The organism is Pseudomonas sp. TE24901, from assembly GCF_054058375.1.
The window spans coordinates 1-24,214 of sequence record NZ_JBSSAF010000021.1; the positions used below are offsets into that span (position 1 = coordinate 1).

Sequence of the window (24,214 nt, forward strand, 5' to 3'; positions counted from 1 at the left end):
CTCTGGGGGGGTGGTGGTCGGGCCGGCTGTGGGGGCCCCCCTCCCCACACCCCACCCCCCCCCCCCCCCCCCCCCCCCCCCCCCCCCGCTCCCACATTGGATCTCTAGTGTTCGAGGGAGCGCGATCCTGCGCGAAAATGGTGCGCAGCGGCATACGTCAAATGACGTACCCGCTTACGTCAGGCTGCGTATACCCGCGCTTGCCCCCTGCCGCCATGCTGGACCCCTCATTGCAGAGGAGTCGCCCCATGGCACACCGATTGATCCGCTCCACACCGCTGTTGGCCTTGTCATTGCTGGCGGCCGCTCTGTTCAGCCAGGGCGTGCTGGCCGATAACGAAGGCCTGGCCGTGACCCCTACCGAAGTCACCGTCGGTCAGTTGCACTCGGCCACCGGCACCATGGCCATCTCCGAAACCGGCTCGATCCAGGCCGAGCGCCTGGCCATCGAGCAGATCAACGCCTCGGGCGGGATCCTCGGCCGGCAGATCAAGGTGATCCAGGAAGACGGCGCGTCCGACTGGCCGACCTTCGCCGAGAAAGCCAAGAAGCTGCTGGTCAACGACAAGGTCGCCGCCGTGTTCGGCTGCTGGACCTCGGCGTCGCGCAAAGCGGTGTTGCCGATCTTCGAAAAAGAAAACGGTTTGCTCTACTACCCGACCTTCTACGAAGGCCTGGAACAGTCGAAAAACGTGATCTACACCGGGCAGGAAGCCACCCAACAGATCCTCGCCAGCCTCGACTGGATCGCCAAGACCAAAGGCGCCAAGACCTTCTACCTGGTGGGCTCGGACTACATCTGGCCGCGTACCTCGATGAAGATCGCGCGCAAGCACATTGAAAACGTGCTGCACGGCACCGTGGTCGGCGAAGACTACTACCCACTGGGCAACACCCAGTTCGGCTCGCTGATCAACAAGGTCAAGCTGAAGAAGCCGGATGTGGTGTTTGCAGCGGTGGTGGGCGGCTCCAACGTGGCCTTCTACAAACAGCTCAATGCGGCCGGCGTGAACGCGTCCAAGCAGACCCTGCTGACGTTGTCGGTCACCGAAGACGAACTGCTCGGCATCGGCGGCGAAAACATGGCCGGTTTCTATGCCTCGATGAAGTACTTCCAGAGCCTGGACAACCCGAACAACAAAGCCTTCGTCGAAGCCTTCAAGGCCAAGTACGGCAAGGATGCGGTGATCGGCGACGTGACCCAGGCCGCCTACCTCGGCCCATGGCTGTGGAAAGCCGCGGTGGAGAAGGCCGGCAGTTTCGACGTGGATAAAGTCGTCGCCGCATCCCCAGGCATCGAACTGAAAACCGCGCCGGAAGGCTACGTGAAGATTCACGAGAACCATCACCTGTGGAGCAAGTCGCGCATTGGCGAAGTGCAGCCCAACGGCCAGTTCAAGGTGATCTACGAGTCGGATCTGATCGAGCCGAACCCGTTCCCCAAAGGCTACCAATAACCCTGCGCAACACACCGATCCACTTGTGGGAACGGGCTTTGTGTGGGAGCTGGCTTGCCTGCGATGCAGACGACTCGGTCTTGCAGTTAAACCGAGGTGATGCCATCGCAGGCAAGCCAGCTCCCACATAAAGCAACAGCAGACCGCATTTCAATTATCACCTGGTTCTCAGGAGACCATCATCATGGAATGGCTATCGGAATTTGGAGCCATCGCGGCAATGCAGGGGTTCAACGGCTTGTCCGTGTTCTGCGTGCTGTTGCTGATGGCATTGGGGCTGGCGATCATCTTTGGTCAGATGGGCGTGATCAACATGGCCCACGGCGAGTTCCTGACCATCGGCGCCTACACCACCTACGTGTGTTCCAGCCTCACCGCGCATTTTGCGCCAAGCTTCCAACCCTATTACTTCTTCTTTGCCATCGCCCTGTCGTTCCTCGTTGCCGGCGCCATCGGCTGGCTGGTGGAGTGGGCGATGATCAGCCGCTTGTACAAGCGCCCGCTGGACACCTTGCTGGCGACCTGGGGCCTGTCCCTGGTGATGCAGCAAACCTTTCGCTCGGTGTTCGGCGCCCGTGAAGTCAGCGCCGAACCGCCCGCGTGGCTGATGGGTTCGGTGAACTTCACCGACGCCATCGAGATCCCGCGCAACGGCCTGTTCATGATGGGCCTGACCCTGCTGCTGACCGGTGCGATCTTCATCATGCTCTACCGCTCGCGCTGGGGCTTGCAGGTGCGCGCCACGGTGCAGAACCGCCTGATGAGCCGGGCGGTGGGCATCAATACGCGCAAGGTCGACCGCATGACTTTCGCCCTGGGCTGCGGCGTGGCCGGGGTGGCGGGCGCGGCGTTCACCACCATTGGCTCCACCGGGCCCACGGCGGGTTCGCAGTACATCGTCGACACCTTCCTGGTGGTGGTGTTCGGCGGTGCGCAGAGCCTGTTCGGCACCATCGCCTCGGCGTTCGTAATTGCCCAGACCCAATCGCTGTCGGAGTTTTTCCTCAGTGGCTCGATGGCCAAGGTACTCACCTTGTCCTCGGTGATCCTGATCCTGATGCTGCGCCCGCAAGGGTTGTTCTCCATCAAAGTGCGCAAGTAGAGGCGAGCAGATGAAGGCTTTAGACAAGCTGCTGGGCGGCCAGCAAAACCTGATCGGCATCGTGCTGCTGGCGCTGTTGATCCTGGTGGTATTCCCCCTGACCCTGGACGCGTTCCGCCTGAACATGGTCGGCAAGTACCTGACCTATGCGTTCGTCGCGGTGGGCCTGGTGCTGTGCTGGGGCTATGGCGGCATTCTCAGCCTGGGGCAGGGCGTGTTCTTTGGCGTCGGCGGCTACTGCATGGCGATGTTCCTCAAGCTGGAGGCATCGGACCCGGAGAGCACCAAGATCCAGTCCACCCCCGGCATCCCGGACTTCATGGACTGGAACCAGATCACCGAACTGCCGCTGTTGTGGCAGCCGTTCCACAGTTTCAGCTTTACCCTGGTGGCGGTGATCGCCGTGCCGGTCTTGCTGGCGTTCGTGATCGGCCTGGCGTTGTTCAAACGGCGGGTGGGGGATGTGTATTTCTCCATCGTCACCCAGGCAATTGCACTGATCCTCACCGTGCTGATCGTCGGCCAGCAAGGCCTGACCGGCGGGGTTAACGGCATCACCGACCTCAAGACCCTACTGGGTTGGGACCTGCGCACCGACAGCGCCAAGTTGATCCTGTACTTCATCAACGCGGGCTTGCTGTTTGGCTGCATCTTCATTGGCCGTTTCATCCTCGCGTCCAAGCTCGGCCGGTTGCTGATGGCGATGCGCGACAAGGAAGAGCGCGTGCGTTTTTCCGGCTATGACGTGGCCAGCTTCAAGATCTTCGTGTTCTGCGTGGCCGCTGCGTTCTCGGCGATTGGCGGGGCCATGTTTGCCTTGCAGGTGGGCTTCATGTCGCCGTCGTTCGTGGGCATCGTGCCGTCGATCGAAATGGTGATCTTTGCCGCCGTGGGCGGGCGCATGTCGCTGCTGGGCGCGGTGTATGGCGCGTTGCTGGTGAACTACGGCAAGACCTACTTTTCCGAATCGTTTCCCGAACTGTGGCTGTACCTGATGGGCGGGCTGTTCATTGCCGTGGTCATGTACTTCCCCAACGGCCTGGCCGGGTTGTGGGAAAGCCATGGCCGCCAGGCATTGGCCAAACTGCTGCGGCGCACACCGGTGGCGAAAGCCCCGGTCAAAGCCAAGGCCAACACCAAAATCCTGGAGACCCAGCCATGACTGCCGTCGGTTTTGAGATGAAAAAACCGGTGCTGGCCATCGAAGGCCTCACCGTGTCGTTCGACGGCTTCAAGGCCGTCGATAACCTCAACCTGTATATCGACCGCAATGAAGTGCGCGTGGTGATCGGCCCCAACGGCGCCGGCAAGACCACCGTGCTCGACCTGATTTGCGGCAAGACCCGCGCCACCAGCGGCAGCATCCAGTTCGACGGGCAGGAACTGACCAAAATGCGCGAATACAACATCGTGCGCGCAGGCGTGGGGCGCAAGTTCCAGAACCCGTCGATCTACGAAAACCTCACGGTGTTCGAGAACCTCGAGATGTCCTACCCGGCCGGGCGCAAGGTGTGGGGCGCGCTGTTCTTCAAGCGCAACGCCCAGGTGATCGCCCGGGTGGAGGAGGTGGCGCGGGAGATCTTCCTCGGCGACTTGCTGCAACAGCAGGCCGACCTGTTGTCCCACGGGCAAAAGCAGTGGCTGGAGATCGGCATGCTGCTGATGCAAGACCCCGAGCTGCTGATGCTCGACGAGCCCGTGGCGGGCATGAGTGTCAACGAACGTGCGCAGACCGCCGAGTTGCTCAACCGCATCAGCCAGGGCCGTTCGGTGCTGGTGATCGAGCACGACATGGAGTTCGTCAAAAGCATCGCCCACAAGGTCACGGTGCTGCACCAGGGCAAGGTGCTGGCCGAGGGCAGCATGGAGTCGGTTCAAAGCAACCCTAAAGTCATCGAAGTGTATTTGGGCCACTGAGGAAGCAGGCATGTTCAAGATCGACCAGTTGTCCTGCGGCTACGGGCAGAGCCAGATCCTCCACGACCTGGACCTGAACGTGGCCAAGCGCGAGATTGTCGCGGTAATGGGCCGCAACGGCATGGGCAAGACCACCTTGTTCAAGAGCCTGATGGGCATCCTGCCGCAATGGAAAGGCCAGGTGAGTGTGGACGGGCACGATGTGTCGGCGCTGGAAACCCACGAGCGGGTGGAGCGGGGCATCGCCTATGTGCCCCAGGGCCGCATGATTTTCCCGAGCATGACCGTGCTGGAAAACATCCAGACCGGCCTGCCGGCCTCGGCACGGGGCAAGGTGCCGGAGGATCTGTATGCGTTGTTTCCGGTGCTGCACGACATGCAGTCGCGCAAGGGCGGCAACCTGTCCGGTGGGCAGCAACAGCAGCTGGCAATCGCCCGCGCGCTGGCGACCAACCCCAAGGTGTTGTTGCTCGATGAACCGACGGAGGGCATCCAGCCGTCGATCATCAAGGACATCGCCCGCACCTTGAAGGAGATCCGCAACTTGCGGGACCTGACTATCGTGGTGTCCGAGCAGGTGCTGTCCTTCACCCTGGAAATTGCCGACCGCTTCCTCGTCATCGAGAAGGGCCGCTTCGTGATCGAAGAGACCCGCGACCGCGTGGACGAGGCGACCATCAGCCGCTACCTGTCCGTCTGACCCACCACCCACCTTTATTACTGGTGGGTTGGACCTGTAGGAGCCGGCAAGCCAGCTCCTACAGGGGGGATAGGAATTAGCCGTCAGGGTCAGGTGAATTGTGCTGCAACGTTCGACCACAGGCTTACCCGACGCCCCCTGGCTTCAAAAAACGCGATCTCGCGCTTGATCCCCCCACTCAATTCCCACCCCGGCAGGTCCAGCACGATCAGCTCGTCGAGCAATTCCATGAACACCGCATCCACCGGCGCCCATAGCTTGCCGATGGCTGCGTTGTCCTTGCCCACGAACGCCTGGTTGATCGGGTGGGACATCGACACCTGGCTGAACACGGCATGACCCGCCTCGATAATCCCGGCCGCGACCGTGTTGCAGGCGATAAACCGTTCCTCGACCACGGCCGCGTCGGCGTGGCTGTAAGGGCAGGCGAGAAAAATCTTGCGCATAAATACCTCTGTTTTTTTTGATGAATAAATAAAAAACTGTGGTTTATCTGTTGAATTGGTGACCGAATCCACTTAATTTTGCCGTCACCTCAACACCGACACGGAGATCGCCATGCGCCCCAACGAGCGCCGCCAGCACATCCTTGAACTGCTTCGCCAGCGCGAGCGCATCTCCGTCGACGAACTGGCCCGTACCCTCAGCGCCTCCCAGGAAACCATCCGCCGCGACCTGGCGGACCTCGCCGATAGCGGCCAAGTCACCAAGTTCCATGGCGGGGCCTCGTTGCCACCCCGTGGCGAACACGAGAACGCGTTCCAGACCCGCATGAACGAGTTCTCCCAGGAAAAACGCGCAGTGGCGCGCTATGCCGCCGGCCTGTATTCGCCGGGGGACAGCCTGCTGATCGATACCGGCACCACCACCTTGTTTTTCGCCCGCGAACTGGCGCGGCTCAACCGCATCACGGTAATCACCAATTCCCTGCAGATCGCCGACAGCATCGGCGCCAGTGGCAACCGGGTGTTCATGATCGGTGGCGAGTACCGCCCCGAATCCAACCAGAACAGCGGGCCCCTGGCGTTGGAGCAGATCGCCCGTTTCAACGCCGAGCACGCGGTGGTCACCATCGGTGCCCTGAGCGTGGACGGTGCGTTCGACTTCTCCATCGAAGAGGCCGAGATCGCCCGTGCGATGATTGCCCGGGCGCGCTACCTCACGGTGATCGCCGACTCGTCCAAGCTCGGCCGCAGTGCGTTGTTCCAGGTGTTTCCCCTGGAACGCATCGACCGCTTGATCATCGATCGCAAGCCGGTGGGCGAGCTGGGCAGTGCGTTGGCGCGGGCCAATGTGGACGTGCATGAGGCGCAGGTCACTCCGAAAACCGATTGGTAAACCCCCGGCTGCCCAGGGGCAGCCGAGGAATCGCGCGCAGCCGGATGCCGCAAGGCTGGGGTGCAGCCTCTGCCGTATCAGGTGGGCGAAAGGGGGTGTGGCTTACAGGTAATGCTGGATCGGCGGCATCTGTTCCAGTTGCTTGCGACGGGTGACCCACACGCAGGCAAACACCACGGCGCCGACCGCGATCAGGCCCAGCACGTACATCTGCGCCACGCGAAAGTCCGCCGGGATCATGAACACGCACAGCTCCACGAACAGCCACAGGCACGCGCCAGCCACCACCGGCCACTCCCATTTGCCCAGGGTGAAATCGTCGGCGTGGTGCAGCTGTTTGTGGCGGGTGCCGATGTACAGCAGCACGGTGGCGCTGTAGAGCAGGGCCGGCAGCAGGGTGGCCGCACCGAGGATTTGCGTGAGGGCATCGGGGTCGCTGTAGAAGCTCAGCACAATGATCATCGGGATCAGCGCTGCCACAATGGTCGCCCACAGCGGGCCGCCGGTGGGGCGTGGTACGTAGCTCAAGGCTTCGGCGAATGGCAGGCGCCCGTCGCGGGCCATGGCGTGCACCAGACGGCTGTTGCTGGTCATGATCACCAGGCCGCAGGCAAAGATCGCCACGCACACCACCAACAGGATGAGCTTGCTCAGGGTTTCACCCAGGGTGATGCGGATCACGTCTGCCACCGGTGCCGAACTCTTGCTCAACTCGGCCACCTGATCGCCCAGGCCCATGCCGATCACCATCAGGAACAACGTGCCCATCACACCACTGGCCAGTACCGCATGGACCATCGCCCGAGGAACCACCTGCTTGGGGTTAAGGGTCTCTTCGGCCAGGTTGGCCGCCGCTTCCCAACCCACCAGGGTGAACGCGCCGAGCAGGCCCGAGAGCATGAACGGGCCGAGCCAGCCGTAGTAATGCTCGGTGGGGGCAATGCCGGTGGACAGCAGGTTGGACGCCTGGCCCTTGCCGAAGAACGTCACGGCGATGCCGATGCCGACGATCAGGCCGATCATCGCGATCACTTCCGCCCCCACGGCCATGTTGTTGATCTTGGTCAGGATCGGCGTCGACCAGATGATCAGCAGCATCTGGATAAACAGCACCACCACGGTGGTGATGGCGCCCGCCGCCGGGGAGTACTCAAGCCCCAGCAAGGGGAACAGCGCCACCTGGGCCAGCCCGTAGTCCACCGCCAGCAGCACTACGGCGATGAACGCGAAGCTCATCCAGCCAAACCACCAGCCCAGCACCGGGTTGACCAGGCGACTGGCCCACTGGTAGCTGAAACCGGACAGCGGGATCTTGCTCGCCAGCAGCCCGAACACCAGCGCCACCAGCAGGGTGCCAAGGGTTGCGATGGGCCAGGTCCACATGCCGATGGGGCCGCTGGAGACCAGCACCGAACCGTAGGTGGAAAACAGCCCGGTGGTGATCGAGATAAACGAAAACGCCACGGCAAAGGATTCGAACTTGCCCAGGGAGCGTTCGAACTGTTCCTTGTAGCCGGTGCCGCTGTCGGCACCTTTATCGGGTAAAACGGTTTGCGGACTCGAAAGAGTGTCAGACATGGGAATGTCTCCTTCAAAAATGCACAGGACAAGGCTCGGCGCACGGGTTGACAGGGCAACCTGAGACGCCTGGGGCCCGACGGGGTGACGCACTTCATATGCCAGCGTGTTTTTTGTTGTGGTTTTGCCTTTTTCGGCGTTGCGAGCCGGTCAACTCCCTGGCGGTGTAGCGGGTGACAACCTGCCTGTTGTCACCGGTTGCCTGCGGCTAGCGCCAGGTGCGACAGCGGCTGACCGCGTCGCTGAAGGTGTCCCTCCACGCGCGGGCGGTGGCCGCGCTGACCCTGGGGTGAAACTCGGTGCAGGTGTTGCGCGGTGCCACCAGGGTTTTGCCCAGTCCACGGGCGGCCAGTGCTGCACAACCAAAGGCGGTGAGTTCGTCGAAACGCTGGGTCACGATGCACCGTTGCAAGGCGTCGGCGAGGAACTGCGCGAAATAGGGGCTGCGCGCCAGGCCGCCATCGATGGACAGGCGGTCGGTGACGCTGAGGAACTGGTCCATGGCGCTGATCACCTCGACACTGCGCAGGGCCACGCCTTCCAGCACGGCCTGGCACATGTCCTGGCGCGTGGTGCCGCCGTGCATGCCCACCCACAAGGCGGCCGCGCTGCGGTCCCAGTGCGGGCAGGCCAGGCCCGACAATGCCGGCACGAACGCCAGCTGGCGGGCAATCGCCGGGGGCTGGTCGAAGCCGGCCAGTTCGGAAAAGTCACTGAACAGGCCCAACCGGCCGGCCCATTCCACGGCGGCGCTGGCGTCGTACACGCCGCCGTCCATGACGTACACCGGCTTGCCGTCGATCTGCCAGGCTATGGTGGCGAGCAGGCCTTTGTCCGGGGCGCGGATGATCTCGTCACCGGTCAGGGTCAGGGCAAACGCCCCTGTGCCAAAGGTGATTTTGGCATCGCCGGCCTTACGGCAACCGTGGCCGTACAACGAGGCTTGCTGGTCGACCACGGCGGCGGTGACCGGCGTGGCGCCGATCTCACCGAAATGGCCGACGGTGTCGAGAATCGGCGGCAGGGTCTCGATGGGCACCCCGAACAGTTCACAGAGTTCGGCGTCCCATTGCCCGGTGGCCAGGTTCATCAGCGAAGTGCGCGACGCGGTGGTGACATCGGTGGCGAACACCCCGGTTAGGCGGTCGAGAAACCACGCATCGCTGGTGCCCAGGCGCAGGCGTCCGGCCTTGAGCGCCTGCTGGGCCGCGGGCAGGTGGTTGATGATCCAGCTCAGCTTGCTCGCCGAAAAGTACGGGTCCAGCGGCAGCCCGGCACGGGCCAGGGTCAGGCCTTCGCCACCTTCGGCGCGCAGCCGTTCGATGGCCGGGCCGGTGCGGTTGTCTTGCCAGACGATCACCGGCGACAGCGGTTTGCCGGTGATCGCGTCCCATGCCAGGCAGCTTTCACCCTGGTTGGCCAGGCCGATGGCATCCACGCGCCCGGTGGACTCCAGGCAGCGTTGCAGGTTGGCCAGCAGCTCCAGCGGGTCATGCTCGACCCAGCCCGGCTGCGGGTGGTGTTGCTGGTGGCGCAAGGCGAGCTGGATATCGGCCGAGCCGTCATCGCTGACCACCAGCACGCGGGTGCTGGTGGTGCCTTGGTCCAGGGCGGCAATTCTCATGGCGTTTCTCCTTTGTTCGGCGCGGGGTGTTCATGGCCGACAAAGTCGACATCCAGTTGCGTGATACGGGCGTTGAGTTTGAGTGCGGCGATGGGGATAAGGATGCGTCGTTCCGGCAGGCAGGCCAGGGCCTTGCTCCAGATCGGCACACCGTCGGCATACACCGTCAGTTCGCCTTCGCAGGCGGTGCTGACGCGCAATTGCAGGTGTTCAAGGCCGGCCACGCCGGTCGGGGCAAAGCGTTGCGGCACGCAGAGTTTCAGCGGCGGGCGGCAGCGGATGGCCAGGGTGCGGTGGGCCGCGGGGATTTCACCGCGCAGGTCCTTGGCCAGCAGGCGTGCCACGCGGGCCCCTTCGCGCCACGACCAGCCGGCGGTTTCCACCGGGCGCAGCAGGTTGCCGGCGGCGAAGTAGGCCGGGTCGGAGCAGCGGCCGTATTGGTCGATCACCGGGCCACGGCTGCCCGGGTCCAGCATCAAGTGGCTCTGGCGCACCAGGCTGGCTTCCGGCAGGAACTGCCCGGTGAGCAACACGCCGTCGCAGGCCAGGCGCTGCACTTGCCCGTTGGCCAGGCGCACGCTGGCGGCCTCTACACGACCGGTGCCGTGGATCTCCAAGAGCTCGGCACCGTAATGCACCGGCACGCCGCACAGCCATGGGAACAGCGACAACGGCCAACGCGCGGTGGCACGGAAGTTCGACTCGATCATCGCCACCGGCTTGATCCCGGCACGGCGGCAACTGAACACCGAGGACAAACTCACCAGTTCGGTGCCGACAATCAGTGGCCGTTCGAACGGCTTGAGGTGTTGCAGGTACAGGTAGGCTTGCAGGGCACCGGTGTTGGTCACCCCCAGAGGCCGGTCACCGCCGATCAGGCGCGCCGAGCGCGGGTTCTCGCGCACGCCGGTGGCCAGTAGCACACGCTTGGCTTGCAGGGTAAAGGCGCCGTCGTCGTTCACCAGCTGCAGGCAACCGCCGTGGCCCAGTTGGGTCACGGTGTGGCCCAGGCGCAGGTGCACACCCGCGGCCAGGGCTTCGGCGACGTTGCGGCGCGCATAGTCGGGCCCGGTATACAGGCGGCCGTATTCGCGAACACCGAACGGCGGGTGGCCGCAATGGCGCGGCACGCCACCGGCCACGCTGTCGCGTTCGATCACCACCACGTTGTCTACGCCTTGGCGGCGCAGTTCAACGGCCGCCGACAAGCCGGCCGGGCCACTGCCGATAATCGCCACGCCTACGTACTCAGTCTTCATGGGCGGCTCCTGTGGCCAGTGGCAGTGCGAGGTGCCCGGCGCTCAGTTCAGCCACGCGGGCGCCGCAGTAAAAACCTTGGCAGCGGCCCATGCATGCACGGGTGCGACGCTTGAGGCCACCGAGGTCGCCGGGGGGCAGGGGGCTGGCGAAGGTGGCCTGGATTTCCCGCGAGGTGACCCACTCGCAATGGCAGACGATTTCGCCAAAGCCCGGCTGTTGATAGTCCCGTGGCAGGTGCTCGGCGAGGTTGGGCAAGTGCGGCCAGCTCAGGTGCGTGACGGGCGCGTGCTGGACGCGCTGCCTGTACAGCTCGAACACATGCCGGGCAATGCCCAGCGCGGCCGTCAGTCCGGTGGAGCGGATACCGCCGACGGTGATCCACTGCTGCCCGGCCACTTCATGGATGCGGTATTCCTTCTTCTCGCTGGCGGGGCGCAGGGCGGCGTAGGTGGCGGTCACCGGCATGCCCTCCAGCGCCGGAATGCGTGCCACGGCGGCGTCGATCAATTGGTTGAGGATGGCGGGGGTCAGGCCGGCGTGAACGCGGTCGTCCTGTTCTTCGGCGGTGGGCCCCACCAGCAGGTTGCCAAAGACGGTGCGGGTGATGACGATGCCTTTGGTGCGCTCGTTGGGCACCGGCAGGATGATGTTGCCGAGCAGGGCGGACGCGGCCTTGTCGAACACCACGAACTGGCCTTTGCGCGGGTGGATGCTGAAGGTGCTGTCGCCCAGCAGGCGGTGTTCCAAGTGGTCGCCGAACAGCCCGGCGCAGTTGATCACGGTGTTGGCGGTAAAACTGCCGCGCGAGGTGCAGAGCTGCCACGCCTGGCCGTCAAAGTGCCCGGCCTCGACCTCGGTGGCGGTGTGCACGCGGGCGCCGTGGGCCATGGCCTGTTGCAGGTAACCCAGGGGCGCGGACCACGGGTCGATCAGGTATTCCCCCGGCACCGCCACGGCCCCCAGGGCACCGTGGGCCAGGTGGGGTTCGGCGTGCTGAAGCTGCTTTGGGCCGATCAGGTGAGCATCGGCCACGCCATTTTCATGGGCCTGTTGCAGGATGCCATCGAGCTTGGCCAGGTCGTCGTCACTCCACGCCACCACCATGGCGCCGGTCTTGAGCAGCGGCAGGTTCATGTGCCCATGGATCTCCAGGTATTCCTGGTAACCCGCTTTCATGCACGCCAGCTCGAGGCTGCCCGTCGGCGCATCGAAACCGGTGTGCAAGATGGCGCTGTTGCCCTTGCTCGCACCCGAGAGAATGTCGGTGCCTTTTTCCAGCAACAGCACCCGTGCCCCTTCGAGGGTGAAGCGCCGCGCCATGGCGCAACCCACGACGCCGGCGCCGATGATAGCGACATCATAAATGTCGGTGGGATGGGCAAATGATGGGCTCATTGTGCGGCGTAGTCCTTGTGTCGATAACGTGACTTGAATGCCGGTAACGGAGCAGTGACTGTGCCAGTCGAGGTATTGAGTGTGGGGTTGTTGTTTTTAAGGCGTTCTATTCGGTCATAAAAGGATAAAGCACGCCTTAAACCTATAGAGCATTGGTTTTATTGGTTTTCTGCGAGGCTTATTGAACGTTTTAACACTGCTACTTTGCGACACAGTGGGGCGAAGTAACGTTACAAGTGCACTCAAGTGAGGCGTTCGCTTAGTTGCGTACCCACTATGACTAAGTTGCAGGGCAACTAAGGTGTGTGGTGATATTTTGGAGCAAAAGTGATTCGGTCAAATAACCGTTGATAAATGACCGAAAGGGCGGTTAAAAAAACCAATACCCACGTTTAAAACCAACACTGGCGCACTCCCTGCGAAGGTCACGGTGTAGCGGCACATCGATAAAAACCAGCCGCCATGCCGTTGAACACACCAGAGAGGATGTTCCATGCGTAACTTCGCAATCATTGAAGCCCCGTCCGTGCTCGGGCATATCCCCACTCACCTGGGCGTGGCCCGCATGCCGGATGCGCTGCTCAAGGCCGGCCTGGCCGAGCGGCTGGGAGCGCGCCATGCCGGCCGCGTGGAGTCGCCACCGTGGCGCGAGGAGCGCGACCCGGAAACCCAGATCATGAACCCCCACGCCATCAACGAATACTCCATCACCCTGGCGAACACCGTCGGGGAGGTGCTGGACAAGGGCGAGTTCCCGGTGGTGATCGGCGGCGACTGCTCGATCCTGCTGGGCACCTTGTTGGCGCTGCGCCGACGTGGGCGCTTCGGGCTGTTTTACCTGGACGGCCATGCAGACTTCTATGAAGCCGAAAAGAACCCGATCTCCGGCGCTGCCTCGGCCAGTGACCTGGGCTACGCCACCGGCCGTGGCCCGGCAGTGGTGGCCGATATCGAAGGTCGCCGCCCGCTGTTGCGTGACGACGATGTGGTGCTGTTCGGCTACCGCGACGGTGCGATCCAGGCCCGCAACCGTTGCCAGCCGATCCCCGAAGACCTGCTGGCGTTCAACCGCAACGAAGTGCGCATACTCGGCACGCAAACTGCTGCTGAAGAAGCGGTGGCCCATCTGACCCGTGTCGACGGCCCGGAAGGTTTCTGGATTCACGTCGACGTCGACGTGCTGGACCAGGGCATCATGTGGGCCTGTGACCACCCGCAGCCGGACGGTTTCTCCTGGGACGACCTGGCCACCACGCTGCGCACCGCCATGCAGTCGCCACAGGCCATTGGCATTCAATTCACCATCTACAACCCCGATATGGACCCGGGCCACCTCAGTGGTCGCGGCCTGGCCGGCACCATCGCCAGGGCGCTCGCACCGTTCGGCAAAGCCTGATCGGTGGTGGCGGTGCTCGGTATTTGCTCAGAGGAGGGCTGCCCGATGACCACCGCCGATTCCGTGAGGTACTGGCGTTCGCCGATCCTGCCGGACGCCGACCTGCTGAGTGCCACCTACCATCGACAGCGTTTCGCGGCGCACTGGCACGACACCTACACCGTGTCGGTGATCGAAGCCGGTGCCCAGCGTTACGACTACCGTGGCAGCCGTCACGTGGCCGATGCGGGCTGCGTGCCGGTGCTCAACCCGGGTGAGGTGCACACCGGTTCGCCGGCCATGGACGGTGGCTGGCAATACCGGGTGTTCTACCTGCCGATCGACTTCGTGCAACAGGTGATGAATGACCTGTGCGAGCGCCCGTGCGACCTGCCGTGGTTTCGCGACGACATCCTGCGTGACCCCGACCTGACCCGCAAAATGCTGCGGGCCCACCGCGCCCTGCAGCAGCCGGACGACGCCCTTGGCGCCGAGCACGCGTTGCTCGATGCGGTGTCCACCCTGTTGATCCGCCATGCCGGGCAGCGTCCTCCGGTGGCACAGGTGCTGCGCGATGCGGCGCGTGTCGAGACCCTCAAGGCGCGCTTGATGAGCGACCTGGCCGAGCCCCTGACCTTGAGTGAACTGGCGGGTGAGGTCGGCTTGTCGACCTTTCACGCGGCGCGCCTGTTCAGCCGCGAAACCGGCCTGGCACCCCATGCCTGGCGCAATCAATACCGTTTGAACCTGGCCCTGCACCTACTGCGCGACGGCGTGCCCGCCACGGATGTAGCCAGTGCCAGCGGCTTTGCCGACCTCAGCCATTTCACCCGGCATTTCAAGAAAAGCTTTGGCGTGACGCCGGGTCGCTGGCGCTGAGTTTATTTTCTTAAAGCGCAAGAACGTTCAATCGCCGCCGCTGTGCCACTCCCTATGATTTTTCCATCATCTGGAAGTGGAACCCCTGTCATGCCTCGCCATATCCAAACCACCTTGCTCGACCCCACACCCCGCGCCCCGGTCGGTTTTCGCTCACTGGCCACGGCCACTCATCGCGGCTCCACCACCCTGTTTGCCAGTGCCCGCGAGGTGCGCGACGACTGGTGTCCCGAGCGCGTGCCCTATGCCTACGGCCTGCACGGTACGCCCACCAGCCTGGAGCTGGCCGCGCGCGTTGCGCAACTGGAGGGCGCCGAGCACTGCTTTATCACCCCCGGCGGCCAGGCGGCGATTGCCCTGGTGTACTTCGCGTTCTGCGGCGCGGGCGACCATGTGCTGGTGCCACAAAGTGCCTACGGCCCCAACAACGACCTGGCGCGCGACCTGCTGGCCAGGCTGGGCATCGCGGTGCAGACCTACGACCCGATGATCGGCGCCGAGATCGCCACGCTGATCCGTCCCAACACCACCCTGATCTGGTGCGAGAGCCCAGGCTCGGCCACCATGGAAATCCAGGACGTGCCCGCCATCGCTGAAGTGGCGCGGGCGGCCGGCGTGGTGCTGGCGCTGGACAACACCTACGCCAGCGGGGTGTTTTTCGACGCCTATGCCCACGGTGTGGACGTGTCGATCCAAGCCCTCACCAAGTACATCGGCGGCCACAGCGACCTGCTGCTGGGCTCGGTGTCCACCTGCAGCGATGTGCATTACCAGGCCCTCGGCCAGGCGCGTTCGCTGCTGGGCATGGCGGTCTCGCCCGACGATTGCAGCCTGGCCCTGCGTGGCCTGCAGACCCTGTGGGTGCGCCTGGCGCAGTTGCAGGCCAGCACCCTGCAGGTGGCGCACTGGCTCAAGGCTCGCCCCGAAGTGGAAAGGGTATTGCACCCCGCGCTGCCTGATTGCCCGGGGCACGGGGTGTGGCTGCGCGACTTCACCGGCTCGACCAGTGTGTTCTCGGTGGTGTTCCGCCCGACGCTGTCGGGCGAAGCGCTGCTGGACTTCATCGACCGCCTCAACCTGTTCCACCTCGGCTACAGCTGGGGCGGCGTGACCAGCCTGGTGGCGCCGCATTTCAACCTCGACCGCGATGTGCGCCAGTACGGCGATCGGCTGGTGCGTTTCAACATCGGCCTGGAGCACGTCGACGACCTGATCGCCGACCTTGAACACGCATTTTCCCAAGCAGATAACCACGGAGATGGGCAATGAAAACCTTCACGCGTTTGATGATCGCGGGCGCCGTCCTGGGCGCCAGTGGCCTGGTACAGGCTGGCGCCACCCTGGATGCGATTCACAAGAAAGGCTTTATCCAATGCGGGGTGTCCGACGGCATCCCGGGGTTCTCGGTGCCGGACAAGAATGGCAAGCAACAGGGCATCGACGTGGACGTCTGCCACGCGGTGGCCGCTGCGGTGTTCGGCGATGCGGGCAAAGTGCGGTTTACCCCCACCAACGGCAAGGAGCGCCTGGCCGCGTTGCAGTCCGGCGAGATCGATATCCTGTCGCGCAGCACCACCTGGACCAGCTCCCGCGACGCCGGCATGGGCCTGGTTTTCACCGGCGTCACTTACTACGACGGTGCCGGTTTCATGGTCAACAAGAAGCTGGGCGTGAGCAGTGCCACTGAACTGGATGGCGCGTCAATCTGCATCCAGGCCGGTACCACCACCGAACTGAACACCTCGGACTTCTTCCGCAGCCGTGGGCTCAAGTTCACGCCGATCACCTTCGACACCTCTGAAGAAACCGCCAAGGCCTTGCAGGCCGGGCGTTGTGACGTGATCACGGCGGACAAGTCGCAACTCAATGCCCAGCGCAGCCAGATGACCACGCCGTCCGACTTTGTGATCCTGCCGGAGACGATTTCCAAGGAGCCCATGGGGCCGTCGGTGCGTCGCGGCGATGATGAATGGTTCAGCATCGTGCGCTGGACGCTGTTTGCGATGCTCAACGCCGAAGAGGCCGGGGTGACCTCGGCCAATGTCGAGGCTCAAGCCAAGGCCACGAAGAACCCGGACGTGGCGCGCTTGCTCGGCGCCGATGGCGAGTACGGCAAAGACCTGAAACTGCCCCGGGACTGGGTGGTGCAGGTGGTCAAGCAGGTGGGCAACTATGGCGAGGTGTTCAACCGTGCGTTCGGGCCGGGGACGCCGCTGGCCATCGACCGGGGCTTGAACAACCTGTGGAACAACGGCGGTATCCAGTACGCGCCACCGGTGCGGTAATGGGCTGCCGAGTGCCTATTCTTCCTGGCAGGAGGCAGGCACTCGGTCACCTCCACAGCCCACTCCCACACTGGCGTGGGACCTGCCTGATCTACCGGGCAGTCCCACCCCTACGGAGAACGCCCGATGTTTTTGAATACCCTGCACCGTTTCTGGGCCAGCCTGGCCCTGCTCACCGCCCTGGCGCTGGTTACCCCGGCCGCCAGCGCCGACACCGGCACGGTCGATGACACCGCCTCGATCAAGAGCAGCATCCTCGGCCAGAACGTCAAATACACCCTTTACCTGCCGCCCGACTACGGCCGTTCCACGCGTGCCTATCCGGTGCTGTACATGATGCACGGCGGCGACGATGGCCGTTACAACGACTGGTTCGTGCAAGACAACCTCGGCGCCTTGCTCGACCGGCTGATCAACGCCGGCGAGATCCCGGCCATGATCGTCATCACCCCCGATGGCCTGCGCAACCCCGAGAACAAGTACGCCACCTATTTCATGAACGATGCCGACGGCAAGTTCCAGTGGGAGACCATGTTTATCCAGGAGTTCATCCCGGCCATGCAGAAGCGTTATCGCATCCTCGATGACAAGCGCTTTCGTGCCATGGGCGGCCTGTCCATGGGCGGGTTCGCCTCGCTGATGTACGCGTTCAAATACCCAGAGCTGTTCAGTGCAGCGGCGGTGATGAGCGCGGCGGTGCGCACCGATGAGCAGATCACCCAGATGGACCCCGCCGGCTACGAACGCCGCTACGGGCATGCGTGGGGCGAGGGCCTGACCGGCGAGCAGCGCCTGAACCTGCAATACCACGAGAAAAACGTGCTGGACCTGGTCAAGCACACGCCGGTGGCCGAATTGCGCAAGACCCGTTATTACCTGGATGTGGGCACCAACGACCCGTTCTTCCTCGGCAATGTGCTGCTGCACCTGGCGTTCAACAAACTGGGAGTCGCCCATCAGTTCCAGGCCCGGCCGGGGGCGCACAATTATGATTTCTGGGTGCCGGGCTCCGAACCCTTGCTGCGCTTTGTCGGCCTGACCTTCCAGGAGCGCAACGTGCAGTAACCCAGGGAATAACCGGGCGGGCTCGGGTGTTCACCCTATACCCTGACAACCACCGAGCCCGCCCGGATGACCGAACCTAATACCTGCCGCCTGCTTCGTCCCCGTGCTGCCGTGATCGGCAAGCAAGGCCTGCATAATGCCGTGGGCATCTCCACCGAAACGGTCGGAGCCACCGGCATCAACTTGCAGATCGTCACCATCCCCCCGGGTGGCCGTGCCAAAACTCACATGCATGAAGGCCATGAAACCGCGATCTATGCCCTGAGTGGCATCTCTCGCGTGTGGTACGGACAGCAACTGGAAAGTCACGAGACCCTCCATCCCGGCGACTTTTTCTACATTCCGGCGGGCATGCCCCATCAGCCCTACAACGACACCGATGAACCGGTGTCGGTGCTGGTGGCGCGCTCAGACCCCAATGAGCAGGAGAGCGTGGTGTTGATGCCCCATCTGGATGCGCTGCACCCCGCCGGTAGCAAGCCATGACCACCGACATCACCTACCGCAGCGCCACCGAGTTGCTCGCCGACATCGCGGCCGGCCGTCAAAGCAGCCGCGCCTTGCTCGACAGTTACGTGGCGCGCCTGGACAGCCTCAACCCGGCGCTCAACAGTGTGGTCACCCTGGACCTGGCACAAGCGCGCCTCAAGGCCGACCTGGCCGACACGGCGGTACGCAACGGCCTGTCGCTGGGGCCTCTGCACGGTTTGCCGATCACTATCAAGGACACTTTCGAAGTGCTCGGCATGCCGTGCACAGCGGGTGCCGCCGCGTTGCGCGAGCATCGGCCGGCGCAGTCGGCGGTGGCGGTCAAGCGCCTGGAAGACGCGGGTGCGATTGTGTTCGGCAAGACCAACGTGCCGACGATGGCCGGGGATATCCAGACCTACAACAGCCTGTTCGGCACCACCCACAACCCCTGGAACCTGGCGCTGACACCGGGCGGCTCTTCAGGGGGCGCGGCCGTTGCGTTGGCGGCGGGCTTCACCTCGCTGGAGCTGGGCAGCGACATTGGCGGCTCGATCCGCATCCCGTCGCACTTTACCGGCGTATATGGGCACAAACCCACCCACGGCATCGTGTCCCAGCGCGGGCATATTCCCGGGGCGCCGGGCGACCTGGCGGAAGGGGCGTTGAACGTGGTCGGGCCCTTGGCGCGCAGTGCCGCCGACCTGCAGTTGATGCTGGACGTGCTCGCCGCCGCACCACCGGCCGGGCAGCCCGGTTGGCAGTTGCAGCTGCCGGCGCCGCGCCCTGTGTCCCTGAAGACCTTTCGTGTGTTGCTGTGGACCGACGATGTCGATTGCCCGCTCGACCAGGGCATGACCGAGGCCTATCGCCAATTGCGCCTGAGCCTGGAAGCGGCGGGTGTGGAGGTGGTACAGGGCGCGCCCCGGGGCGCGTCGCTGGAGCGTTTGTTTGCCGCCTACCTGTTGCAACTGGGCGCCGAGCTGGGCGTGTCGTTGCCGGCGTCCAAGCGTTGCTTCATGGGGTTGATGGCTCCGGTGTTGCGGGCACTGGGCCGGGTGATGGACACGCCGCAGCATGCCGACAAGTTCTATCAGGGCAGCGCCATGGGCCATGCCGATTGGTTGAAGGCCCATGAGGCGGGCTTGCGCTTGCGTGAAGCGTTCCTCAAGACTTTCGACGACGTTGACGTGATCCTGGCGCCGCCCACCTTCACCACAGCGTTTGCCCATGACCAATCCAGGGTCATCAGCCTGCGCACCCTGCAGGTCGACGGCCAGAAGCGTCATTACGCCGACCTGTACAAGTGGATTGCGCCGGCCACCCTGATGGGTTTGCCGGCCACCAGCGCGCCCATTGGCCTGACACGCCAGGGGTTGCCGGTGGGTGTGCAGATCATCGGTGCGCCGTTTGCCGATCGCACTACGATCAAGTTCGCCGAATGCCTGGCCGAGGTGGTCGGTGGGTTCCAGGCGCCGGGGGCTATGGAGTAGGGCGGATCATGGCGGCCGGCTGCACGCGTTGCGCGTATTCCTCGGCGGTCATGAAGCCCAGTTGCACTGCCGCTTCCTTGGGCGACAAGCCTTCGTCTGCGGCCTTGCGGGTGATCTGCGCCACCCGGTCATAACCCAGCACCGGGTTGAGCACGGTGGCCATCAACAGCGAGTGCTCCACATTGCGCGCCAGTTGCGGGCGGTTCACCTCCAAGCCGTTGAGCAGCTTGTGGGTGAACAGGCTGACGCAGTCGGTGAGCACCTCGATCGAGTGCAGCAGGTTGTGGATCAGCACCGGCTTGGCCACGTTCAATTCGAAGGTGCTGGACGCGCCCGCCAGGGTGATGGTGGTGTGGTTGCCCATCACCTGCATGGCCGCCTGCACCAGCACTTCGGCGATGGTCGGGTTGCGCTTGCCGGGCATGATCGAGGAGGTGAGGCCGTCGTCCGGCACGATCAATTCGCCCAGGCCGCAGCGCGGGCCTGAGCCCAGCAGGCGGATGTCGTTGGCGATCTTGGTCAGCGACACCGCCAGTACATTCAACGCGCCGGAGACCTCCACCAGTGCATCGTGAGTGCCCATGCCTTCGAATTTGCACGGGTTGGTCTGGAAGGTTTCACCGGTGAGTTGACTGATCTCCTCGCAGAACGCCACATCAAAACCCACGGGAGTATTAAGCCCCGTGCCCACCGCCGTGCCGCCCTGGGGCAGCAGGCGCAGGCGCGGCATGCAGGCCTCGATGCGCGCGATGCCGTGGTGGATCTGCTGGGCAAAACTGCCGAACGCCTGGCCCTGGCTCATTGGCACCGCGTCCATCAGGTGGGTGCGGCCGATTTTCAGCACGTCCTGCCAGGCGTCGGCCTTGGCGTTCAGCTCGTTGCGCAAGTGGCCGAGCGCAGGCAGCAGCCGCCCGCGCAATTCGAGCACGGTGGTCAGGTGCATCACCGTGGGAAAGCTGTCGTTGGACGACTGCGAACGGTTGACGTGGTCGTTGGGGTGCACCGGCGACTTGCTCCCCAGGTCGCCGCCGAGCCGCAGGTTGGCGCTGTTGGCGATCACCTCGTTGGCGTTCATGTTGGTCTGGGTGCCGGAGCCGGTCTGCCAGATCGACAGCGGAAAGTGCGCGTCAAAGTGACCGTTGGCCAGGTCCTGGGCGGCCAGCTCAATGGCCTCGGCCAGGGCGGGCGCGAGTGCGCCAAGCCGTGCATTGGCGCGGGCGCAGGCGCGTTTTTGCTGGCCAAAGGCGCGGATCAGGCTGGGCGGGAACGGCTGCTTGGCGCCGAACACCTCCAGTGCGCGCTGGGTCTGTGCACCCCAGTAGCGCTCGGCCGGGATGGACACCGGGCCAAACGCATCGTGTTCGATTCGCAGAGTGGGCATCGTGCTGCTCCGTCAAAGTGCCGCGCCGGCCGCACGGCCGAGCACGCGTTGATATTCATTCTGGGCGGTCTGCTGGGAGAACTCGCCGGACCACTTGGACACCACCACGGTGGCCACGCTGTTGCCGATGGTGTTGCAGGTGGCAATCGCCATCGACATGAAGCGGTACACGCCAAACAGCAGGGCCAGGCCTTCGGCCGGCAGCACGCCGATGGCGGTGACGGTGGCGGCAAACACCACGAAACTGCCACCCGACACCGCCGCCGCACCTTTGGACGTCACCAGCATGATCGCGATGATGCCCAGTTGTTGCTCCCAGCTCAGGGGCACGCCATAAGCGTTGGCAATGAACAGCACGCACAGCGACATGTAGATCGAGGTGCCGTCGAGGTTGAACGCGTAGCCGGTGGGCAGCACCAGGCCGACGCTCTGCTTGGAACAGCCGAACTTCTCGAGCTTTTGCAGCAGTCGGGGCAGGGCGCTTTCCGACGAGGCGGTGCCGAGCACGATGAAGATTTCATCCTTGATGTAGGTGAGGAAGCGCCACAGGCTGAAACCGCTCAAGCGGCACACCGCACCCAGCACCACGAAGATGAAGAACGCGATGCCCACGTAGAACATCAGCACCAAGTTGGCCAGGGACATCAGTACGGCAGTGCCGTTGCTACCCACGGCGTAAGCCACCGAGCCGAAGGCGCCCAGGGGCGCGAACTTCATGATCAGGTTGATGAACTCGAAGAAGCATTCGGAGATGCGGTTCAAGCCGTCTTCAATGACTTCACGGCGCTCGGGTTTCAGGGCCAGCAGGGCAAAGCCGAACAGCACCGAGATCACCAGCACTTGCAGGAGTTGGCCACCGGCAAAGGCACCGACGAAGTTGTCGGGGAAGATGCCGTAGATGAAGTCCATGGTCGACGCCGGCGCATGGCCCTTGGCAACGGCGGCACTCGCCGCGGCAGCGGCAGCGCTGCTCGGGTGGGCGTCGTGCATGCCGGAGCCGATCTGCAGCAGGTTGCCCCACAGCAGGCCGATGGCCAGGGCGATGGTCGACACCACTTCGAAGTAGATCAGTGCGCGCAGGCCGACTTTGCCGACGCGCTTGATATCACCGGCCGAGGCGATGCCGTGGACCACGGTGAAAAACACCAGCGGCGCGACGGCGGTCTTGATCAGCTTGAGGAAGATATCGCCGAGGATCTTGAAACTGGCGGCCAGTTCGGGGGCGAGAAAGCCGAAGGCAATGCCGAGGAACATGGCGGCGACGACCTGGAAGGTCAGGTCCTTGTAGAGCGGTTTTTTGGCGGGGGTGGATGACATGTCTGTGATCTCGTTGTTGTTATGGTTCGGTGTAGCGCCGTAGATCTAATGTGGGAGCGGGCTTGCCCGCGATAGCGGTCTGTCAACTGATGCATCCGGTGACTGATACACCGCAATCGCGGGCAAGCCCGCTCCCACATTTGGATTTCCACTGGGTTCTGGATCAGCGGGGGACTGCACCCTGGCGCGCCAGCGCGATATCCACCATCTGCGGCGCCAGCCCCAGGTAGTTGGCTGGGTCGGTCAGGCGTTGCAGGTCGGCCACGTCCAGTTGCGCGGTGGCTTCGCCCTGGGCGAGCAGGGCGTCGAGCAGGCTGGTGCCCTGGTCGTTGGCCATGCGGCAGGCGGCGTAGACCACGTCGTGGGCCACCTGACGGCCGAGGGCCGGGGCGAGGCCCATCATCACGGCTTCGGCAACGATCAGGCCCTGGGTCATGTCGAGGTTCTTGCGCATGCGCTCGGGGCGCACTTCGAGGCCGGCGAGCATGAAGGTCGCCTGGCCCAGGGACGCGGCGCTGAGGGCGAAGGCTTCGGGGATGGCGATCCATTCCGCCTGCCACGGGCCGGTGGAGCGTTCGAAGTCCTGGATCATCGCGTCGAGCATCAGCCCGGCGTGTTGGCGCACGCCCTTGGCGGCGGCGTACATCAGCTCGCACGAAATCGGGTTGCGCTTCTGCGGCATGGTGCTGCTGGCGCCACGGCCCTTGACGAAGGGCTCGTACACTTCGCCCAGTTCGCTGGTCATCATCATCATGATGTCCAGGGCGATCTTGCCCAAAGAGCCCGTGACCAGGCCGAGGAAGTTCAGGGTTTCGGCCAGGCCGTCGCGGGCCACGTGCCAGGTGGCCTGCGGCACGCCCAGGCCCAATTCGGCCATCAGCGCTTCCTGAACTTCCAAGCCTTTGTCGCCCAGGGAGGCGAGGGTGCCGGCAGCCCCGGCGAACTGGCCGATTTCCACCCGTGGACGCAACTCCACCAGGCGTTCGGCGTGGCGGTCGAACATGCTCAGCCACACCGCACACTTGTAGCCGAAGGTGATCGGCAGCGCGTGCTGCAGGTGGGTACGGCCCGCCATGGGCGTGTCACGATAGCGCTCGGCCAGGCCGGCGAGCAGGCCGCGTACTGCCTGGATATCACGCTCGACAATCGCCAGGGCAGCGCGCACCTGCAGCACCACGGCGGTGTCCATGATGTCCTGGGTGGTGGCGCCCCAATGCACATAGCGGCCGGCTTCGCCGCAGATCTTCGACAGTTGTTCCACCAGCGGCAGGATCGGGTAACCGACGATCTCGGTCTCGTGCTGCATCAGCGCCAGGTCCAGGGCTTCGTAGCGTGACAGCGCGGCGATCTGCTCGGCGGCCTCGCTTGGGATCACGCCGCAACGGGCTTCGGCGCGGGCCAGGGCCACTTCCACTTCGATGTAGCGCTCGATCAGCGCTTTGTCAGAGAACACGCCACGCATTTCGGCGGTGCCGAACATGTCGCGGAACAGGGCGGAATCAAAAACGGTACTCGACATGGCGAAGTCCTATTTGTTATTTTTAAACCATACATATTTAATATGTCCGTACATTATGATT

21 protein-coding genes are annotated in these 24,214 nt (G+C 63.9%); 13 read left to right on the top strand and 8 right to left on the bottom strand.

The window, feature by feature from the left end; genetic code table 11:
- Positions 1-248: 248 nt before the first annotated feature.
- The 5 genes from urtA to urtE all read left to right on the top strand — a co-directional run bounded on the left by urtA (position 249) and on the right by urtE (position 5,176).
- Positions 249-1,457 (top strand): urea ABC transporter substrate-binding protein, encoded by a 1,209-nt coding sequence (urtA, locus tag ACVWVP_RS28900; protein ID WP_178919748.1) that lies wholly within the window; start codon positions 249-251, stop codon positions 1,455-1,457.
- Positions 1,458-1,641: 184 nt separating this feature from the next.
- The gene (gene urtB, locus ACVWVP_RS28905; RefSeq protein ID WP_176996539.1) at positions 1,642-2,559 is read left to right on the top strand and encodes an urea ABC transporter permease subunit UrtB; all 918 of its coding nucleotides are present in this window, start codon (positions 1,642-1,644) and stop codon (positions 2,557-2,559) included.
- A 10-nt stretch (positions 2,560-2,569) separates the two neighbouring features.
- Positions 2,570-3,721, top strand: coding sequence for an urea ABC transporter permease subunit UrtC (urtC, locus tag ACVWVP_RS28910; RefSeq protein ID WP_178919749.1), 1,152 nt, complete (start codon positions 2,570-2,572; stop codon positions 3,719-3,721).
- Entirely contained in the window at positions 3,718-4,476 is a 759-nt protein-coding gene (urtD, locus tag ACVWVP_RS28915) for an urea ABC transporter ATP-binding protein UrtD (RefSeq protein ID WP_025855702.1), read from the top strand. The genes urtC and urtD overlap by 4 nt, the downstream gene beginning before the upstream one ends.
- Positions 4,477-4,486: 10 nt before the next feature.
- The gene (gene urtE, locus ACVWVP_RS28920) at positions 4,487-5,176 is read left to right on the top strand and encodes an urea ABC transporter ATP-binding subunit UrtE (protein ID WP_138815132.1); all 690 of its coding nucleotides are present in this window, start codon (positions 4,487-4,489) and stop codon (positions 5,174-5,176) included.
- A gap of 89 nt (positions 5,177-5,265) precedes the next feature.
- Here the strand turns inward: urtE and ACVWVP_RS28925 are convergent, their stop codons facing one another.
- On the bottom strand, positions 5,266-5,622 hold the full coding sequence (locus tag ACVWVP_RS28925; RefSeq protein WP_178919750.1) for a DUF1937 family protein: 357 nt from the start codon (positions 5,620-5,622) through the stop codon (positions 5,266-5,268).
- A 112-nt stretch (positions 5,623-5,734) separates the two neighbouring features.
- Here ACVWVP_RS28925 and ACVWVP_RS28930 point away from each other — a divergent pair, with 112 nt between their 5' ends.
- Positions 5,735-6,514 carry a DeoR/GlpR family DNA-binding transcription regulator gene (locus ACVWVP_RS28930; RefSeq protein WP_176996535.1) on the top strand — a complete coding sequence of 260 codons (780 nt, stop codon included), beginning with the start codon at positions 5,735-5,737 and terminating at the stop codon, positions 6,512-6,514.
- Between the two features lie 102 nt (positions 6,515-6,616).
- Here ACVWVP_RS28930 and ACVWVP_RS28935 read toward each other — a convergent pair whose 3' ends face one another.
- From ACVWVP_RS28935 to ACVWVP_RS28950, 4 genes are all read right to left on the bottom strand, one after another.
- Positions 6,617-8,092 (bottom strand): amino acid permease, encoded by a 1,476-nt coding sequence (locus ACVWVP_RS28935; RefSeq protein ID WP_259175696.1) that lies wholly within the window; start codon positions 8,090-8,092, stop codon positions 6,617-6,619.
- Between the two features lie 208 nt (positions 8,093-8,300).
- Positions 8,301-9,716 carry an FGGY family carbohydrate kinase gene (locus tag ACVWVP_RS28940; RefSeq protein WP_457409441.1) on the bottom strand — a complete coding sequence of 472 codons (1,416 nt, stop codon included), beginning with the start codon at positions 9,714-9,716 and terminating at the stop codon, positions 8,301-8,303.
- Entirely contained in the window at positions 9,713-10,975 is a 1,263-nt protein-coding gene (locus tag ACVWVP_RS28945) for an NAD(P)/FAD-dependent oxidoreductase (RefSeq protein WP_457409444.1), read from the bottom strand. Before ACVWVP_RS28945 ends, ACVWVP_RS28940 begins: the two co-directional genes overlap by 4 nt.
- A complete protein-coding gene (locus tag ACVWVP_RS28950; RefSeq protein ID WP_457409445.1) occupies positions 10,965-12,371 on the bottom strand; it encodes an FAD-dependent oxidoreductase in 1,407 nt (468 codons plus the stop codon). Before ACVWVP_RS28950 ends, ACVWVP_RS28945 begins: the two co-directional genes overlap by 11 nt.
- 493 nt (positions 12,372-12,864) lie before the next feature.
- On the opposite strand from ACVWVP_RS28950, the gene ACVWVP_RS28955 reads away from it, so the two are divergent.
- From ACVWVP_RS28955 to ACVWVP_RS28985, 7 genes are all read left to right on the top strand, one after another.
- Positions 12,865-13,767, top strand: coding sequence for an arginase family protein (locus tag ACVWVP_RS28955; protein WP_178919754.1), 903 nt, complete (start codon positions 12,865-12,867; stop codon positions 13,765-13,767).
- Positions 13,768-13,812: 45 nt separating this feature from the next.
- Positions 13,813-14,625, top strand: a complete 813-nt coding sequence (locus tag ACVWVP_RS28960) for an AraC family transcriptional regulator (protein ID WP_457409448.1) — start codon at positions 13,813-13,815, stop codon at positions 14,623-14,625.
- Positions 14,626-14,715: 90 nt separating this feature from the next.
- Positions 14,716-15,894 (top strand): cystathionine beta-lyase, encoded by a 1,179-nt coding sequence (locus tag ACVWVP_RS28965; protein ID WP_457409450.1) that lies wholly within the window; start codon positions 14,716-14,718, stop codon positions 15,892-15,894.
- Positions 15,891-16,910 carry an amino acid ABC transporter substrate-binding protein gene (locus ACVWVP_RS28970; protein WP_457409452.1) on the top strand — a complete coding sequence of 340 codons (1,020 nt, stop codon included), beginning with the start codon at positions 15,891-15,893 and terminating at the stop codon, positions 16,908-16,910. Before ACVWVP_RS28965 ends, ACVWVP_RS28970 begins: the two co-directional genes overlap by 4 nt.
- A gap of 126 nt (positions 16,911-17,036) precedes the next feature.
- A complete protein-coding gene (locus tag ACVWVP_RS28975) occupies positions 17,037-17,975 on the top strand; it encodes an alpha/beta hydrolase (protein WP_457409454.1) in 939 nt (312 codons plus the stop codon).
- A 66-nt stretch (positions 17,976-18,041) separates the two neighbouring features.
- Positions 18,042-18,461: a cupin domain-containing protein gene (locus tag ACVWVP_RS28980; protein WP_178919759.1), complete on the top strand. Its 420-nt coding sequence runs from the start codon at positions 18,042-18,044 to the stop codon at positions 18,459-18,461.
- Positions 18,458-19,936: an amidase family protein gene (locus ACVWVP_RS28985; RefSeq protein ID WP_457409456.1), complete on the top strand. Its 1,479-nt coding sequence runs from the start codon at positions 18,458-18,460 to the stop codon at positions 19,934-19,936. Before ACVWVP_RS28980 ends, ACVWVP_RS28985 begins: the two co-directional genes overlap by 4 nt.
- Here ACVWVP_RS28985 and ACVWVP_RS28990 read toward each other — a convergent pair.
- The 3 genes from ACVWVP_RS28990 to ACVWVP_RS29000 form a co-directional block, all read right to left on the bottom strand.
- A complete protein-coding gene (locus ACVWVP_RS28990) occupies positions 19,926-21,317 on the bottom strand; it encodes a class II fumarate hydratase (RefSeq protein WP_457409458.1) in 1,392 nt (463 codons plus the stop codon). The genes ACVWVP_RS28985 and ACVWVP_RS28990 overlap by 11 nt on opposite strands.
- A 12-nt stretch (positions 21,318-21,329) precedes the next feature.
- A complete protein-coding gene (locus tag ACVWVP_RS28995; protein WP_178919762.1) occupies positions 21,330-22,634 on the bottom strand; it encodes a cation:dicarboxylate symporter family transporter in 1,305 nt (434 codons plus the stop codon).
- 163 nt (positions 22,635-22,797) lie between these two features.
- Positions 22,798-24,153 (bottom strand): class-II fumarase/aspartase family protein, encoded by a 1,356-nt coding sequence (locus ACVWVP_RS29000; protein WP_457409461.1) that lies wholly within the window; start codon positions 24,151-24,153, stop codon positions 22,798-22,800.
- Between the last annotated feature and the right edge of the window lie 61 nt (positions 24,154-24,214).